The following is a 16,618-nucleotide window of genomic DNA, read 5'->3' on the forward strand; positions in this document are numbered from 1 at the left end:
AATGAGCCAGAAAAATTCCAAGATACCCGCCTGGATGGTCACCTACGCTGACTTGATGACATTGTTGCTGTGTTTTTTCGTGCTGCTACTCTCATTCGCTGAGATCGATGCGGAGAAATTTCGACGCATTGCGGGGGAGCTTTCCAAGGCGTTCGGTGTGCAGCGGGATATTCCAGCGGAACAGATTCCCATGGGCACCAGTGCGGTATTCGATCAGTTCTCACCGGCGACGCCGGATCGTACCCTGCTCGAACAAATCCGCCAACGTACCATGGAGGAGAGCCCCCAGCTGGAAAGCTTACGTAACATCCTCGATGCACGATTACAGCAACAAGTCAGGGCCGTGGCTCAGCAGGTGGAAGACCTGCTGAAAGACTCCATTGAAGAAGGCGTCACTCAGGTGGAGGTGGATCGTCAGCGAGTGGTGATCCGTATTCAGGAGAAAGGTACCTTCGTTTCCGGTTCGGCCAGTGTGACCAATGAATTTGAAGCCCTGCTGCTGGATATGTCGGAAGTATTCAAAGGCTTACCGGGCACGATCGCCATTGACGGCCACACCGATAACATTCCCATCAGTACCCGCCGCTTTCAAAGCAACTGGGATCTTTCCGCCATGCGCGCGGCCTCGGTGGCCAACGTATTGTTGCTTAATGAAGAACTCTCGCCCGAGCGCCTTGTGGTACAGGGGTTTGCCGATACGCAACCGCGAGCCTCGAATGCCACCGGGCAAGGACGCGCCCGGAACCGCCGGGTGGAAATTACCATTGACCTGAGCGAAGCCACTGAAGAGCGTGGTGTCAGGTCCGTAGAGCAATTCAGCACCCCCGAAACCAGCCCGCCACAGCTCGGCGCGGAAGAAAGCCTTCGACAAGCCGTAGAGCCCTTGCCGATAAGCCCGACTGAGACGAGCGCCGAACCGTCCACGGCGAACGAGGCGCTGTTCGATGAGACCGTGGAAGAAGTCAATGAGCGCTTCAATCCTCTCTTTCCTGATTGAAATGGGGCCGCGCTAGCGTCAGCGCCTGGACAAGCCTGATGCCGGGTCCGGCAGGCAGGCCACAAGTTCCAGAGCGATTGCCTGGCGCACCAGTTGCGCCAGATTGGTAGCCCCCATGGTTTTCATTGCCCGCAGTCGATATACCTCGACCGTTTTGCCACTGACCCCAATATGCGCGGCAATTTCCCGGCTGGTCATGCCCTCAGCTACATGCAGAATGATCTGTTGCTCCTTGGGTCGCAGCGACTGATAGCGTGCCTGTAGTGCCGCAAGTTGGCTTTGCGCCAAGCGCTCGCGCTGATGCAGGTTAAGGGCTTGCTGTACGGTATCGATAAGTTGCTGAGGGTTGAAAGGCTTTTCGATGAAATCAAAGGCACCCCCCTTGAGCGCACTTATCGCCATGGGTACATCGCCGTGGCCGGTCATGATGATGACCGGAAGAGTAATGCCTTCGTCACGCAGTTGTTGATGTACTTGCAAGCCACTCAGGCCGGGCATGCGCACGTCCAGCAAAACGGCGTCGACTGTGGCTGCCCGGGTAGCCAGGAAAGTTTCCCCGTCGGCATATGCCTGGGTGGCAAGCCCGACGGATTCCAGCAGCCAAGCCAGCGACTCACGCAAGGCTTGGTCATCATCCACGACGGCAATGCAAGGTAAAGGGTGCGGGGAAAGAGGGTTGCTCACAGGAATCTCCCGGATACTAGGGCGCTATCGGATTCAGTGCGCAGTGTACCGGTAAAGGTCGCACCACTGAATTCACCCTGGTCCGCTAGCATGAGTTGGCCCCCCATGGCTTCCATCAAGGAACGGCTGATCGCCAGGCCCATGCCTAGCCCTTCGGGGCGGGTGGAGTGAAAGGCGGTGAAAATATGCCCGACTTGATGGGAGGCAACGCCCGGGCCTTGGTCGCTTACCTGAAAGCTTGCCTGGCGGCGGCCGCTGCGCCAGGCGCTGAGTTTGACTTCAGCGACGCCGGGATGGTGTCGGCTAGCTTCCAGGGCATTCAGCAGCAAATTGACCAGGACTTGTTCAAGCGCTACCGGGTCGGCCTGCACACGAGGCAGCGACGCCGGCAGCTTGTACGTCAGACTGATTCCGGCTTGCTGGTACTGCCATTCGCACAGCCGACAAGCGGCCTCTGCTACCTGGTTGAAATCCAACGGCCGTACCTGAGTGCGTCCCTTGCTGACAAAGGTGCGGATGTGGCGCAGGCGTTGAGCCAAGCGATGAATTTGCTCGTCGATACGCACAAGCGGCAATTCCAGGTCAGCGGCGGGGCGCCGGGGGTCGGTGCGCAATTGCATCAAGGCGCCGCTGGCGTAATTGGCCATGGCCCCCAACGGCTGGTTGAGTTCATGGGCGATATTGGAGGCCAGTTCGCCCATGGTCGCGAGGCGGTTGGCGTGGGCAATCTGCGCCTGATGGTGGCGTGCCTGCGCTTCGGTGGCCTTGCGCAGGCTGATATCGCGGTTGAGCAGGGAAAGGTGGCCGGGTTGTGCTCCCGGCCCGCGATGAGCAAGAACCACGCTCAAGACCGGCACCGGCTGCTTGCCGTTACCCATTTCCAGCTCGCCGCTCCAGGAGCCGTAGCGCGCCACCGCGGGAAATACAATCTCACGTAATACACGCAGGGAATCGGCGGTATAGACATCGCTGAGGTGCATCCGTGGGTTTTCCCGGGGAAGCGAAAAGCGGCGCCTGGCAGCTTCGTTGGAGCTGAAAATAGCCTCGTCGCTGCCGGTGAAAAGCACGTAATCGGTGGTCGATTCGACGACTTGAGCGAGGCGCTCCCGGTTGGCTTCCGCATGAATGCGGCGTCCCACATCCCGAGAGACGCAAAGAATATCGATCAACTCGCCGGTTTGCGGGTCGCGCCTGGTGCGGCTGGTGGTTTCGAACCAGACGTAATGCCCGGCCTTGGCGCGAAAGCGGTAGGTCTGCTGATAGAAACCGGCGTGGTAGTAAACCCGAGGAGACTTGTTGAGCAGGTCATTGAGGTCGGTGGGGTGAAACAGCCCATAAGCGGAAACGCCGATCAGCTCTTCGGGCTCATAGCCGAGCAGCTCGCGTGCGGCTTGCGAGGCATACAGAAAGGTGCCGTCGCGGGCATGGCGGGAAATCAGGTCGGTGGTGCTTTCCGCCAGCCATCGGTAATGGCGTTTGTCGTTTTCCAGTTCGGCATTGCGCGCTTCGAGGGCGGCGATGCGGGCGTGAAGCGCCTGAAGGTTATGCTCAGTCATTGCTTTACATGGGGCTCATGGGGTTTAACGTGCCGGGTCGATAACGCTTCCGAGTGACGCATTACGCCGAAACCAGCCGGCAATGCTGGCGCGCGGCAAGCGGGTGGGCAGCACTTCATGGGGAATGGTCTCGGATAGAAAACAGGCGAAGGTGCCGGCTTGCGGCCGCACTCTGGCGACTTCTCGATGGGGGGCATCAGGGGCGTAGATGACCATTTCACCTCCGCCATCTTCCGGCCAGCCCGCGTTGAGGTAACCCACGGTCGAGAGCACTCGGTTGGCGCGCCCGCGGAAACTGTCCAGGTGCGTCTGGTAGAAAGCGCCGGCGGGGTAATGGGCAAAATGCGCTTCGTATTCGAACAGCCCCAGAAATAGTGTCTGGTTAAGCTCTTGTTGAAGCGTTGCCATGGCTTCCAGGTAACGGCGCTGGGCCTGGCTTTCCCTATCCAGCCAATGGATGGCATCACCGCGTACGTCACGGCGTATGTTGTGTTCTTTTCCTCGACCAATTCCCGCCGGTATGAGAGCGCCATGTTCGGCCATGTGCAGGCATTCCTGATAGAGGGCTTGGCACAGGTCGGCATCGATGACGTTCGCACCAAGATACCAACCTTGTTCGACCAAGGCGTCGACCAGTGCCGGTAGCGCATCGGGGCGCAATACGGGGGCAGGGTCGCCAGTGGAAGAAAGTGTGGTGGAAGGCGAAGCCTGCATCATCGTAAGACTCCCCGGGAGGAAGGGGGCCTGGTACGCGGGATAGGGCGTTCGGGATGATGACGTAAAGCCCCGGTTGGGCGTTGGTAGATATCGAGCGGCATACCGAAACCCTCGGCGAGCAATTCGACCAGCATCATCGCCGAGAGCCCCCAGATCACATGGCCCTGAACGTGATAGCTGGGGACGTAATGGGCACGGCCATCCACTGTGATCACATCGGTATGAGTGCGATTGTCTTCCAGAAAATAGTGCAACGGAACCTCGAAGATGGTGTCAAGCTCGGTAGGCTCGGGGCGCAGCGGCAAATCCGGTGGAATGATTCCTACCCAGGGCGTTACGCAGATGCCATGCAGGGAGAGCACATCGGATAAGCTGCCCAGGCAGCGTACATATTGCGGTGCCAAGGCGATTTCTTCCTCGGCTTCACGCAGGGCGGTAGTATATAAATCGGGATCGTCAGGTTCACGTTTACCGCCGGGAAAAGCGACCTGGCCACTGTGGGTGCTCATGTGTCGCGCTCGCCGCGTGAACAGTAACGTTGGCTCGGCTCGTTCGACGATAGGTAGCAACACCGCAGCCTCGGGAAGCGCCAGATGGGTGAAGCGTTGAGGGCGAAGCAGTTGCAGTCGTTCGTTGAGTTTCTCTAACATGGCGTATCCATCGAATTTGATACCTTTACCTTTGGGCTGTGATCAGCGTCAAGGATAAAAGATTGTCTTGTCCACCAGCCGCAGCAGGAATGCGCTCAACAGAGGAAATACGATGAACTTTTGCAGCCACTGTGGCCATACACTGTGCTTCGCCATTCCAGATGGCGATGATCGACCGCGTTATCTATGCGAATCCTGCGGCACGATCCACTACCAGAACCCGCGTATCGTGGCCGGCACCCTGCCGGTCAGCGGCTCGCGCGTATTACTCTGTCGGCGCGCCATCAGCCCACGCAAAGGTTATTGGACACTACCGGCGGGTTACATGGAAAATGCTGAAACCACCCAACAAGCCGCCGCTCGCGAAACGCGTGAAGAGGCATGCGCCGAAGTGACGTTGCGCGGCCTCTACACCTTGATCGATCTCCCGCACATCAATCAGGTGTACATGATGTTTCGTGCCGACTTGCTCGGTGGCTTCGACGCCGGGGTAGAAAGCCTGGAAGTTGCGTTATTCGAGGAGCACGAGGTTCCCTGGGACGAACTCGCCTTTCCCACCATCGAACGCACCTTGCAGCATTTCTTCGCTGACCGTCGCCATGGCGAATTTCCCCTGCACATCAGCGCCGTCACTCTTGAGGACCGTGAGCGTTACTTTGGTTCAGCCTAGCCCAAGGTTCGCCTGGCAACGGCTACAGCATCCGTCGTGGAATCGTAGGCTCAGACGTCATCCAGACGTCATCCAGACGCCAGACATCGAACGCCGGCTCTTCGTAAGGGTGAGCCAGTTTGAGCGCGGCCACGGCGGTGTAAATCAGCGTATCTTCACACACTAGTTCCACCTTGAGTTCTTTCACGTACTCGAGCTCCCCTACCTGGCCGATGTGGGGCTCGGCACCCGGCAAGGGACGAAACTGGCCGGTCCCCGCTGTCTGGAAACAACAGGCCTCATAATTGCCGATTCGCCCGGCACCGGTTTCGAATACGGCTTCCTTGACGGTTTCGGCGGCCTCTTCAGGCACGAAAAAAACGACTTTGTACACGGCTCATTCCTCCATGGACATGCGGTGCTTGAAGCCCGTTAGTTGAAGGCAGACTTTCCAGAAAAGATAGCATGGCGTTGAAGGCGGCGTCGTTGATGTCGGTTCAAGAAACGAAGCGCCGCTTCAGACGCTGCCACCAAGGTAATGAATCGACATTGCCATGCGCCTGCAAGAAAGTGGCGATAGGCTTGACCTGGTCGGGACGGTCGAGCATCGGCGCATGGCCGCAGCCCTGGGCCTCCAAGGTGACCAGCGAAGGCTGTATTTCTTGCATCCGAGCCACGCTTTGGACGGTAAGCAGAGGAGAATGCGCGCCACGAATCAGCATCAGGGGGCACTTTATGCGTGTCCAATCGGCCCAGATATCCCGCGGGGTATCGTGGATGAATTGCTCACCAATACGCGGGTCGTAATGGTAACTCCAGGTGCCATCCGGCAAGCGTCGAGCGCTTTCCAGCGCCATCCTCCGCCACCCGGCTTCGGTATCGATACCGAAGTCACGGTACTGTTCCTTGAGCTCGGCAAGCAGTTCACTGAAATCATTGAAGCGCTTTACCACGCTGAAGTAGGTGGCCATGCGGGTCAACGCCTGAGCATCCAGCTCGGGGCCAACATCGTTGAGTACCAGGCACTGAATACGTGAGGCGGACGGTTCTTCGGAGGCCAGCAGCATTCCCAGCAAGCCTCCCATGGACGTACCGATCCAGGGAACGCGTTCCAACTGGAAGTGATCGAGCACAGCCAGAGCCACACGCATATAGTGAGAGTAGAGATAATCATGCGCTGGATGCAACGACCAGCTGGAAAGCCCGCGACCGGGAGTATCCGGCGCGAGAATGCGCCATTGAGGCCCGAGTTCCCGTGCCAGGGCGGCAAAGTCACCCCCATGGCGGGACAGGCCGTGCCAGGCGATGACCGTATTGGGGGCGTCAGGGTGCCAGATGCGCACGGCTATCTCTAACTCGCGTACCTTGATTAGTTCCAGGGCATGCATGCGACTTCCTCTAGGTGATGTGTTGCGATGCAGCATAGCTGAGGTGGAAGGGCCATACATGAAAAAAAGTGCAAAACCAGCGACACTCTCTAGCTTCGGCTCTAAAACATGCGACAATGTATGTATATGTATTCCGACTGATAAGTATGAGGAAAAGGCTATGTTGCGATCCGTTTCATCTCCGGCGGCTGCCACCACGAACGGCCGTTTCTTGCGGCGTGGGCTATTGCCGGCACTCATCGCCATGACATGGGTAACGCCTGCGTTTGCCGCGGATTTATTGACGATTGCCCGCGATGCATTGAACAACAATTCTGAACTGGGCTCCGTTCGTGCCCAAAGCCAGAGTGTCGAAGCGGGGCTCGATGTTCAGCGAGGAGACCTGCTGCCTCAGGTGAATCTGCGCGGCAACGCGGCGCATACCCGGCAGTTTGAAAGCCAGACGCAATCATCTACCGGTGGTGGGGCAGACTTCGGTAATTTGGATGAAAGTCAGAGGCAAATCCTGCAAGCATTAAGAAATAATTCTAGCGCTTCTGTTAATGAAGACAACGTCAATAGTGTGAGTTTTACGCTTGAAGCCACGCAAGCGTTATTCGATGCGATCGATCGGCGTGAGGTGGAGCGCTCCGAGCGTGAAATTGATCAGCAGGTTTACGTTCTGGCCGCCACGGAACAGCAAGTATTGATCAACGTGTCCAGCGCTTACTTCGATATTCTAAGAGCGTATGACGTCCTTGAAGCACGGCTAGCCCAAGAGCGCGCAATCGGGCGTCAGTTGGAGCAAGCCCGAGAACAGTTTGAAGTGGGTTTGATCGCCATCACCGAAGTGGAAGAAGCGCAAGCCAGGTTTGATCAATCACGCGCGATACGCATTGCAGCGGAAAGCGATCTTCAAGTCAGCTTTGAAGCGCTTGAACGCTTGACTGGAAAGCGTTATTCCAGCATCGAGGCGCTCGATGAGGAATTCCCCGTCGTTCTGCCGACCCCGGCGGGACGTGACCTCTGGGTCGAGATGGCGATCACCAACAACCCCTTGATTCTTGCCGAACAGGCGGGTGTCGAAGTATCCAAAAGCAGTGTCAATATAGCCAAGGCGCTTCGCCTGCCCAGCGTTGACGCTTTTGCCAGCTATCAATACGCCGACAACGATGCCGACGGGATACAAGGGCATGACGCTACCGGTGAATTGGGCGTCAAGCTTGACTGGCCTATTTATACCGGGGGCAGCACCCAGGCGAGCATTCGTCAGAGTACCTACCGGCTGGAAGCCAGCCAGTTCGATTTCGAGGCTCAGCGTCGCGAGACGGTACAGCAAGTGCGCTCCTTGTATACCCAGGTAAGTAATGACGTCTCGACCGTCGAGGCGCGCCAACAAGCGATTGTTTCCAACCGCAGTGCGTTGGATGCGACTCGCGCGGGCTATGAAGTCGGTACCCGAAATATCGTGGATGTGTTGAATGCCGAGCAGAACTTGTACAACGCCTTTTCCGATTACGCCCAGGCCCGTTACGATTATGTGATTAACCTGCTCTCTCTGCACCAGCAGTCGGGCATCCTGGATGTCGAGGTGATTAATGAGCTCAACGACTGGCTGCGAGGCGATAGCATTACGTTCACATTGCCGGAAGATAGCGCGGAGAAACGCTCGGACAGTGTGACGAACATCGGGAATAGGCCACGCCTGGACGATAGGTGATAGGTGGCGGATATTTACATTCATACATGTATGGTTGTAATCTACGTCAACTTTTCACGCATGCAACGGGATATAAACGTATGAGAACGATGGTTAACGGTGTCCGCCTTGCCTTGCTGGCGGTGGGCATGGGCATGTTGCTGGCGGCTTGTGGTCAGGAGGCCCCGGAGCAGCAGGCCTCCGCCGAGCAACAAGAGGCTCCACCTCGGCCTATAGCAGTGATGGAAGCCGCTCGCCAGGACTTGCCCTTGGATAAATCATATCCCTCGTTGCTGCGTAGTGATGACGAAGTCACCCTGGTGGCGCGGGTGACGGGTTTTCTTGAACAACGGCATTTCGAACCAGGCCAGTTGGTGGAAAAAGGCCAGCAGCTGTATTCCATTGAACCTGACCTCTACCAGGCCACAGTGAATCAGCGCGAAGCGGATTTGCAGAGTGCGCGCGCCGAACTAGCCCGTGCTCAGCGCGATGCCGAGCGCTTCGAGCGGTTGCTTAGCCAGAATTCGGTCAGCCGCCAGGAATACGATCAGGCGCGTGCTGAACTGGCCGTGGCCCAAGCCCGTGTGGCGCAGGCGCAAGCGGCATTGCAAAGTGCCGAGATCGACCTGGGCTACACCGAAGTTTCAGCGCCCGTCGCGGGAATGATCGGTCTAAGCCGGATCAATGTGGGCAATCTGGTCAATGCCGGAACGGAGCTTGCCACCATCACGCCGCTCGAACCTCTGGAAGTACGCTTCCAGTTGCCTCAGCGTGATGCCTTCGAGTTGCGCCGCCAGATTAATGATGGTTTAACGATTTCCGACATTCCCGCACGCCTCACCGTGCCCGGGCTGTATGGTAACGACGATAGCCAACTGGAAGGGCGTCTCGACTTTCTCGGCTCTCGGGTGGACGAAAGCACCAGCACCGTGCAGGCCAATGCCACTTTTGCTAATCCCGGGGCGACTGTGCTGCCCGGCCAGTTCGTGCGCGTGAGTATTGAAGGCTTGAAGCGTTTTGACGTCTTTACCGTGCCTGAAATTGCCGTCACGCAGGGGCTGATGGGGCCTCAGGTGTTCGTGCTGGACGAGGAAAGCAAGGCGCGTGCGCGTTCGGTCACGCTGGGTGAGATTGCCGGCCCCTGGCAGATCATTCGTGAAGGCCTGGAAAGCGGCGACCGAGTGGTGGTCGGTGACCCCGCCGGTCTTCAGCCCGGTACATCGATCGACCCGCAGCCCTTTGAAGAAGGTGCTGAAGAGATTGTCGAGGAAGTAGAGCAAGAGCAGGCGCAAGAGCAAACTGAAGAACAGGTGCAAATCCGCGAAGCAATGCAGGAACAGGCCGTGGATGGACCGAGTGCCCCAGCGGCTGAAGAGGAGGGGGAAAATACCCCATGAATTTCTCTAACTTCTTCATCAAGCGGCCGATCTTTGCCACGGTGCTGGCGATCATCCTGACCCTGGTCGGGGTGATGAGCATGCGGGTGTTGCCGATCGAGCAATACCCGAGCGTGGTGCCGCCTTCGGTATCGGTGCAGGCTCGCTTTCCGGGCGCTGATGCCGAAACCGTCGCCCAGGCGGTAGCGGCCCCCCTGTCCGAGGCGATCAACGGCGTCGAGAATATGCTGTACATGACCTCGAACAGCGCGGATAACGGCAGTGTCAGCCTCAGTGTTGCCTTCGATATCGGCACCGATGGTGATATCAACACCATCAACGTCAATAACCGGGTTCAGGGCGCCTTGTCCCGGCTTCCTCAGGAAGTTCAGGATCAAGGCGTGACCGTGGAGTTGAGCTCCAGCTCGATTCTGATGCTGGTGGCGCTGATTTCGCCTCAGGGCGATTACCCGCGTATCTTCATGCAGAACTATGCCACCCTCAATATTCTCGACGCGCTGCGTCAGGTGCCGGGGGTGGGTAACGCGGAAGTGCTCGGCGGCGGCGAGTTCGCCATGCGGATCTGGATGGACCCCGACAAACTTTCGCAATATAACCTGACCCCCGCTGAAGTGGCGACGGCCATCCGTCAGCAAAACACCGAAGTGCCGGCAGGCAGTCTTGCGGCGGCACCCCAGAGCGATCCACGCGCCTATACCTACACGATCACAGCGGGAGGACGGTTTAACGAGGTCGATGACTTTCGCAATATCTACCTGCGTACCAACCCCGATGGTTCATCGCTGCGCCTGAATGACGTGGCGCGCATTGAACTGGGCGCCTCGTTCTATGGGATTGAAGCCCGTTTGAACGGCGCTACGATGACCCCGATCATCATCAACCAGCAGCCGGGGGCCAATGCGCTGGAGACCGCCACCGCGGTGGAAGCCACCATGGCTGACATGGCAGAACGCTTTCCGCCGGGGCTGGAATACGTCGTGCCTTACGATACCACCCTGTTCATCGATGCATCGGTGGAAACCGTGCTCACGGTTTTTGTCGAAGCCTTCTTGATCGTGGGTGTCATTCTGTTCATCTTCCTGCAGAACTGGCGTTTCACGGTGATCGCCATGTCGGTGGTGCCGGTGTCGGTATTGGCCACCTTCGCCGGGTTCTACATGTTCGGCTTCTCGATCAATCTGCTCACCTTGTTCGCCCTGGTGCTTTCCATCGGCATTGTGGTCGATGATGCGATTCTGGTGGTGGAGAATGTCGAGCGCGTATTGAGTGAAGATGAAGATATCTCAGTGTTTCAGGCCACCATGCGCGCCATGAAGGAAGTCGGGGGGCCAGTTATCGCGACCTCCCTGATCATGGCGGCGGTATTCGTCCCCGTGGCATTTCTGGGGGGCTTCACCGGGCAGATATACCAGCAGTTCGCCTTGACGGTGGCGATCTCGGTGGCCTTCTCGGCGTTGATGGCATTGACGTTTACCCCGGCGCTGTCAGCGATTTTTATCAAGCACAAGCCTTCTGTGCAAAGCGAGTCAAAATTCAGGCGGGTACTCAAGGCGCCCTTGCGGCTTTTTGATCGGCTTTTTGCGACGATCACCGCGGGCTATATGTGGCTGGTGAAAGTCCTGGTACGTTTCTGGGGCCTGGCTCTGCTACTGGTCGCCATGGTAGGCGTGGGCTCCTGGTGGCTGTACCAGGTCACCCCTTCAACCCTAGTTCCCCAGACGGATCAGGGGATCGTGCTGGTGAGTGTATCCTTGCCCGATGCGGCCTCACTGGACCGCACCAGCGACTACATGGGCAAGCTTAGCCAAGCCATCGAAGAGATCGAGGGGGTGCGTTATTCCTCGGCCGTGGCGGGTTACGATATTCTGTCGAGTTCGGTTAATACGGCGCGCGGCATCATGTTCGTCAACCTTGACCCTTGGGCGGAACGCGAGCTGACCGCCGATGGCCTGGTGGGGCGCATCATGCAACTGGGCGCCCAGATCGAGGGGGGCTCGGCGATGGCTTTCAACGTGCCGCCGATCATCGGACTTTCCACCACGGGCGGCTTCACCGGCTATCTGCAGTCCTTCGAAGGGGCGAACCCCCAAGAGCTGTTCCAGGCGTCGGTAAAGGTGATGCAGGCGGCCAACCAGCATCCCGCGCTGCAGGGGGTGTTCACCACCTTCAATGTCAATGTGCCGGGTTATCGAGCGGAAATCGACCAACAAAAGGCACTCAGCTACGGCGTTTCATTGAGTGAGCTGAATACCACTCTGGCGAATACCTTCGGGGCGGGATTCGTCAATTATTTCAGTTACCAGAATCGTAACTTCCAGGTCTATCTGCAGAACGAGGACGAGTTTCGCAGAACGCCGGATGATATCAGCCGGGTGCATGTGCGCGGTGGCAATGGGGAGCGCATTCCCCTGTCTGAATTCGTGACCCTCGAGCGTCAGGCCAAGCCTGCGGTGGTATCGCGTTTCGGCGTCTATCTGGGTGCTCAATTCCAGGGTGGGCCGGCACCCGGCTATAGCTCGGGTGAGGCGATTACCGCCATGGAAGAGGTTGTCGAAGAAACCCTGGGGGGAAATTGGGGGATGGGCTGGACCGGCACCGCTTACCAGGAGAGCCAGATGGGCAGTGCGGCCACCCTGGCGATCGTGTTCGGGTTGATCATGGTATTTTTGATCCTGGCCGCCCAGTACGAAAGCTGGTCATTGCCCTTGGCGGTTCTTACCGCAACGCCCTTTGCTTTCCTGGGGGGGATCGGGGGAATCGCCATGCGCGGGCTGGAGACTAGCGTTTACGTGGAAATCGGCATGCTGGTGGTGGTAGGGCTGGCGGCCAAGAACGCCATCCTGATCGTCGAGTTCGCCGAGTTGCAGCGCAAGGAGCAGGGCAAGTCAATACGTGAGGCCGCGATTACCGCCGCTGAACTGCGTTTCCGGCCGATCGTGATGACCTCGCTGGCCTTCATCTTCGGTACCCTGCCGCTGGCATTGGCCACCGGGGCCAGCGACGTCAGCAGCCACCATATCGGTACTACCGTGGCGGTCGGCATGGCGTCGGTGGCCATCTTGGGCAGTCTGTTCATTCCCACCTCCTATGCGATGATTGCGCATATCTCGGACTGGTTGCAGCGCAAAATGGCAATAGGCGACCATCGCGAACAGCAGCCGGCGGTTGAGCGCAAAGAACGCTAAGCTTTAAGCGAACGCTAAGTTTCACGCGAACGTAAAGCGTTTTTGAAGGGCGTCATTCATTTGAATGGCGCCCTTTTCTCGTGGTGTGTCCGAGCAAGGTTAACGTTAGCTGTCCGGTCTTGAAAAGTTACGCAGACGTAGAGAGCGGAGGAGGACTCATCAACAGCAGCAATTGATTGATAAGCGTTTCTCCTCGTTCACGGATAGAGAAGCGTTCAGGGTTGCGCAGCCATTCGTGAAACAGCCCACCCAGGGTGGCATGCAGGAGGTCGGCGGCCACGGAGGCGGAAAGGTCGGAACGTAAAGCGCCTTTCTGTGAGGCAAACGCGAAGTGTTCCTGAAGCGAGGTATGGCACTCTTCGGCGATTTCCGTTTGCATGGCAATGGGGTTGATATCACTGAAAAATTCACAACGATGAATAAGAATCGAATGCACACGATGATAGCGCGGCTGTTCGAGGCGGGAAAATCCTCTCAGGCAGGCAATGCGTATGGCTTCCAGTGACGAGACGTCATGTTCCAGTGTCTCGATTTCATCCACCAGGTCTTGAAACGGCATGCGAACCCGTTCGAGCATGGCATGAAAGACATCGCTCTTGTTCTTGAAGTGCCAATAGATCGCCCCTCGCGTCATTCCTGCATGCCGAGCGATCTGCTCAAGCGACGTGCGCGCCACTCCGTGCTCCATGAACATTTCTTCTGCCGCATCGAGAAGCGCCTCGCGTGTGGCGGCCGCTTCTGCCTTTGTGCGCCGAGCCATAGGGCTCCTCCTGTCGTATGCTGCCGCTGGTAGGAATGGATTGATTTTATCCGATAGGGCATGGAAAAGCATTGATACATGCATGATTGTATGTTGAAAGTGGCAAACTGTCATGGAAAGGCTCGTCATACCTTGCCTATGACGTTATAAAGACACTTTCGTTTCCAGGGGGAAGTATGGTGCGTGCCGCTTTTGAATTGGCTGGAGAAAAAGTGAATCCTGGCCAACGCTTGCAGATCGATGTGCCGGTGGCTCGGCTATATACTCATACCCCGTTACATATCCCCGTCGAGGTAGTGCACGGACGCAAGGAAGGGCCGATATTGTTGGTATGCGGTGGCATTCACGGCGACGAGATCAATGGTGTGGAAATCGTGCGCCGTGTGCTGCGCTCAAAAGCCATCAACAACCTGAAGGGGACGCTGATAGCTGTCCCCGTGGTCAACGTCTTCGGTTTCTTGCAGCAGACCCGCTATCTGCCGGATAGGCGTGATCTCAATCGGTGCTTTCCCGGCAGTGAATCAGGTTCCCTGGGCGGCCGTATTGCCGCCTTGTTCCGCGAGCAGATCGTCGATCAGGCCACGCATGTGATCGATCTTCACACCGGCGCGATTCACCGCACCAACTTGCCCCAGATCCGGGCACAACTTCGCCCCGGCAGTGAAACCGAGCGTATGGCCGATGCGTTCGGTGCGCCGGTGGTGCTCAATGCGGAATTGCGCGAGGGCAGCTTGCGCCACTATGCCCAGAATCGTGGAATTCCGGTGCTGACCTACGAAGCTGGAGAGGCGCTGCGCTTTGACGAGTGGGCAATTTCACCCGGTGTACGTGGGGTACTGCGCGTCATGCGTCGCCTGGGCATGCTTGCCGGCGAGCAGCGTCGGCGCCCCCCGCCAGGGGCCGAACTTGCCAATGGCTCCAGCTGGGCTCGGGCGCCCATCGACGGGATATTGAGACCCCAAGTACGCTTGGGGGCGCGCGTGGCCAAGGGGGAAGTGCTGGGCAAGATAGCCGATCCGTTCGGCAACGATGAAAGTGCCGTTCGGGCGATAGCCGATGGCATCGTGATCGGCATGAGCCGCCTGCCATTGGCCAACGAGGGGGAAGCACTGTTTCATATCGCTCGCTTCGATGCGATAGAAGAGGCGGAAACCGCGGTGGAAAGCTTCAACTCGAGTCTCGCTCCGCCTCCCGACTCGCTTTATTGAGCCAATTCAATCTCGCGTGTATCGGGCTCACGCACCAGGCTCAGGGCATCGTCGAATATCCGCAGCCCGGCACCTTCCAGGTGTGCGTGTTCGGACAGATGACGACGAAACCGCCGCCCGCCGGGGCAGCCTTGGAACAGCCCCAATAAATGGCGGGTGATGTGGTTGAGCTTGGCGCCTTCTTCCAGGCGTTGAGCGATATAAGGACGAAACGCTTGGGCGGCGGCCATTCGGCTAGAGGCCGGGCCGTTCTCGCCATAAAGCGCTTGGTCGACACCGGCCAGCATCCAGGGGTTCTGATAGGCTTCGCGGCCTATCATCACGCTGTCGACATGCTCAAGATGCTCGCAGCACTCGGCCAACGTCTTGATGCCTCCATTGATGCCGATATGCAGCTCCGGGCGGCTCTGTTTCAAACGATGCACGCGCGGGTAGTTCAGCGGTGGCACATCACGGTTGGCCTTGGGGGAAAGCCCTTGGAGCCAAGCCTTGCGTGCGTGCACGATGAACACCTCGCAACCGGCATCCGCGACGGTGGCGATGAAGCGCTCCAGGTCGGCATCTTCGTCCTGGTCATCGATACCGATACGGCATTTCACAGTCACCGGGATCGAAACGGCCTCCTGCATGGCACGTACGGCGGTGGCGACTTTTTCCGGGTACGCCATCAAACAGGCGCCGATCAGATTGTTCTGCACCCGATCGCTGGGGCAACCAACGTTGAGGTTCACCTCGTCATAACCCCATGCCTGGGCAATCGCCGCGCACTCGGCAAGCTCCCCGGCATTGCTTCCCCCAAGCTGAAGCGCCAGGGGGTGCTCGATGTCCGTATGGCCCAAAAAGCGCTCCCGCGGCGTGCCATGCAAGATGGCACCGGTGGTCACCATCTCGGTATACAGCAGCGCATGGTGCGTCAAGGTACGAGCGAAGGCTCGGTAGTCGCGGGTCGTCCAATCCATCATCGGCGCAACAGAAAAGCGTCGGGCGGCATCGGCAGGGCTTAATTTAGTCATATCAATCACTTGCATACTGTGTATGCTGTATAAATATACATAATAAGTACCGTCTGATACTGTCTAAAATTACGTTTGGTGTATCAATAAAGTACCGATAACGAAAGAGGCACATAGATGACAGCGGGTGTGGTACACCATGAAAACGTATCAAAAGCGGGGGAGCTCGTTGGCGGGCAATTGTACGCAAGAAGGACTATCTGTTACAAAGCGAAAGCTGTGAATTGACATCCTCCCCCACCTTCAGCGCTGACGCGCTTGTGGAAGGGGATTCCCTGGTTGTTACCTTCCAGGTTCCTGCTTCGCTGTCCGTCGCCTCAATGCCTTGGCATTGCCGGTCTTACACAAACTCCACAGGCGTAACTTCCCGAGTGCCCCTCGGTAGTGCTTCAACGCTCAGCACCGGCTAACAGCGCGGTGCCGGCTTGTAGGATGTTGCGGGCGGCATTGACGTCGCGGTCGATGCCTTGGGTGCCGCAGCCGGGGCAGTCCCAGGTGCGAACATTGAGCGGCAAGGAGTCGACGACAAACCCGCAGCCATGGCAGCGCTTGCTGCTGGGGTACCAGCGGTCGATCTGGACGAACTGGCGCCCCGCCCAGGCGGCCTTGTAGTCGAGCTGGCGCACCAGCTCCCCCCAGCCCACATCGCTGATGGCTTTCGCCAGAGACCGGTTCTTGACCATATTTTTCACCGCGAGGCTTTCAGCACAGATCACTTGGTTCTCGTTGACGATCT

General features: G+C 58.0%; 15 protein-coding genes. 6 read left to right on the forward strand and 9 right to left on the reverse strand.

What is annotated here, in order from left to right:
- Position 1: 1 nt before the first annotated feature.
- Positions 2-997, forward strand: a complete 996-nt coding sequence (locus DU506_RS05300; protein WP_114485893.1) for a flagellar motor protein MotB — start codon at positions 2-4, stop codon at positions 995-997.
- A gap of 18 nt (positions 998-1,015) precedes the next feature.
- Here the strand turns inward: DU506_RS05300 and DU506_RS05305 are convergent, their stop codons facing one another.
- Genes DU506_RS05305 through DU506_RS05320 form a run of 4 tightly spaced genes read right to left on the reverse strand, consistent with a single transcriptional unit; the run spans position 1,016 to position 4,604 of the window.
- Complete coding sequence (locus DU506_RS05305) at positions 1,016-1,681, reverse strand: response regulator transcription factor (RefSeq protein WP_114485894.1); 666 nt, start codon at positions 1,679-1,681, stop codon at positions 1,016-1,018.
- Entirely contained in the window at positions 1,678-3,237 is a 1,560-nt protein-coding gene (locus DU506_RS05310; protein ID WP_114485895.1) for a PAS domain-containing sensor histidine kinase, read from the reverse strand. The genes DU506_RS05305 and DU506_RS05310 overlap by 4 nt, the downstream gene beginning before the upstream one ends.
- Before the next feature lie 24 nt (positions 3,238-3,261).
- Positions 3,262-3,951: a 2OG-Fe(II) oxygenase gene (locus tag DU506_RS05315; RefSeq protein WP_114485916.1), complete on the reverse strand. Its 690-nt coding sequence runs from the start codon at positions 3,949-3,951 to the stop codon at positions 3,262-3,264.
- Positions 3,951-4,604 (reverse strand): CoA pyrophosphatase, encoded by a 654-nt coding sequence (locus DU506_RS05320; RefSeq protein ID WP_114485896.1) that lies wholly within the window; start codon positions 4,602-4,604, stop codon positions 3,951-3,953. The genes DU506_RS05315 and DU506_RS05320 overlap by 1 nt, the downstream gene beginning before the upstream one ends.
- Positions 4,605-4,716: 112 nt before the next feature.
- Between DU506_RS05320 and DU506_RS05325 the strand changes: the two genes are divergently transcribed.
- Entirely contained in the window at positions 4,717-5,274 is a 558-nt protein-coding gene (locus tag DU506_RS05325) for an NUDIX hydrolase (protein WP_114485897.1), read from the forward strand.
- Positions 5,275-5,296: 22 nt separating this feature from the next.
- On the opposite strand, the gene DU506_RS05330 is transcribed toward DU506_RS05325, so the two are convergent.
- Positions 5,297-5,647 carry a YqfO family protein gene (locus tag DU506_RS05330; protein ID WP_114485898.1) on the reverse strand — a complete coding sequence of 117 codons (351 nt, stop codon included), beginning with the start codon at positions 5,645-5,647 and terminating at the stop codon, positions 5,297-5,299.
- A 103-nt stretch (positions 5,648-5,750) separates the two neighbouring features.
- Positions 5,751-6,641, reverse strand: coding sequence for an alpha/beta fold hydrolase (locus DU506_RS05335; RefSeq protein WP_114485899.1), 891 nt, complete (start codon positions 6,639-6,641; stop codon positions 5,751-5,753).
- A 160-nt stretch (positions 6,642-6,801) separates the two neighbouring features.
- Between DU506_RS05335 and DU506_RS05340 the strand changes: the two genes are divergently transcribed.
- From DU506_RS05340 to DU506_RS05350, 3 genes are all read left to right on the forward strand, one after another.
- On the forward strand, positions 6,802-8,340 hold the full coding sequence (locus DU506_RS05340; RefSeq protein WP_114485900.1) for a TolC family outer membrane protein: 1,539 nt from the start codon (positions 6,802-6,804) through the stop codon (positions 8,338-8,340).
- Positions 8,341-8,420: 80 nt separating this feature from the next.
- Positions 8,421-9,716 carry an efflux RND transporter periplasmic adaptor subunit gene (locus DU506_RS05345; protein WP_114485901.1) on the forward strand — a complete coding sequence of 432 codons (1,296 nt, stop codon included), beginning with the start codon at positions 8,421-8,423 and terminating at the stop codon, positions 9,714-9,716.
- A complete protein-coding gene (locus tag DU506_RS05350; RefSeq protein ID WP_114485902.1) occupies positions 9,713-12,901 on the forward strand; it encodes an efflux RND transporter permease subunit in 3,189 nt (1,062 codons plus the stop codon). Before DU506_RS05345 ends, DU506_RS05350 begins: the two co-directional genes overlap by 4 nt.
- Before the next feature lie 127 nt (positions 12,902-13,028).
- Here the strand turns inward: DU506_RS05350 and DU506_RS05355 are convergent, their stop codons facing one another.
- The gene (locus DU506_RS05355) at positions 13,029-13,661 is read right to left on the reverse strand and encodes a TetR family transcriptional regulator (protein ID WP_114485903.1); all 633 of its coding nucleotides are present in this window, start codon (positions 13,659-13,661) and stop codon (positions 13,029-13,031) included.
- A 176-nt stretch (positions 13,662-13,837) separates the two neighbouring features.
- On the opposite strand from DU506_RS05355, the gene DU506_RS05360 reads away from it, so the two are divergent.
- Positions 13,838-14,869 (forward strand): succinylglutamate desuccinylase/aspartoacylase family protein, encoded by a 1,032-nt coding sequence (locus DU506_RS05360; RefSeq protein WP_114485904.1) that lies wholly within the window; start codon positions 13,838-13,840, stop codon positions 14,867-14,869.
- Here the strand turns inward: DU506_RS05360 and dusA are convergent.
- Both dusA and DU506_RS05370 read right to left on the reverse strand, forming a co-directional pair.
- Positions 14,863-15,882, reverse strand: coding sequence for a tRNA dihydrouridine(20/20a) synthase DusA (gene dusA, locus DU506_RS05365; protein WP_114485917.1), 1,020 nt, complete (start codon positions 15,880-15,882; stop codon positions 14,863-14,865). The genes DU506_RS05360 and dusA overlap by 7 nt on opposite strands.
- 389 nt (positions 15,883-16,271) lie before the next feature.
- The coding region (locus tag DU506_RS05370) for an RNA-guided endonuclease InsQ/TnpB family protein (RefSeq protein ID WP_147273736.1) at positions 16,272-16,618 on the reverse strand (347 nt) is incomplete at its 5' end.

Source organism: Vreelandella rituensis (genome assembly GCF_003336665.1).
Classification (GTDB): Bacteria; Pseudomonadota; Gammaproteobacteria; order Pseudomonadales; family Halomonadaceae; genus Vreelandella; species Vreelandella rituensis.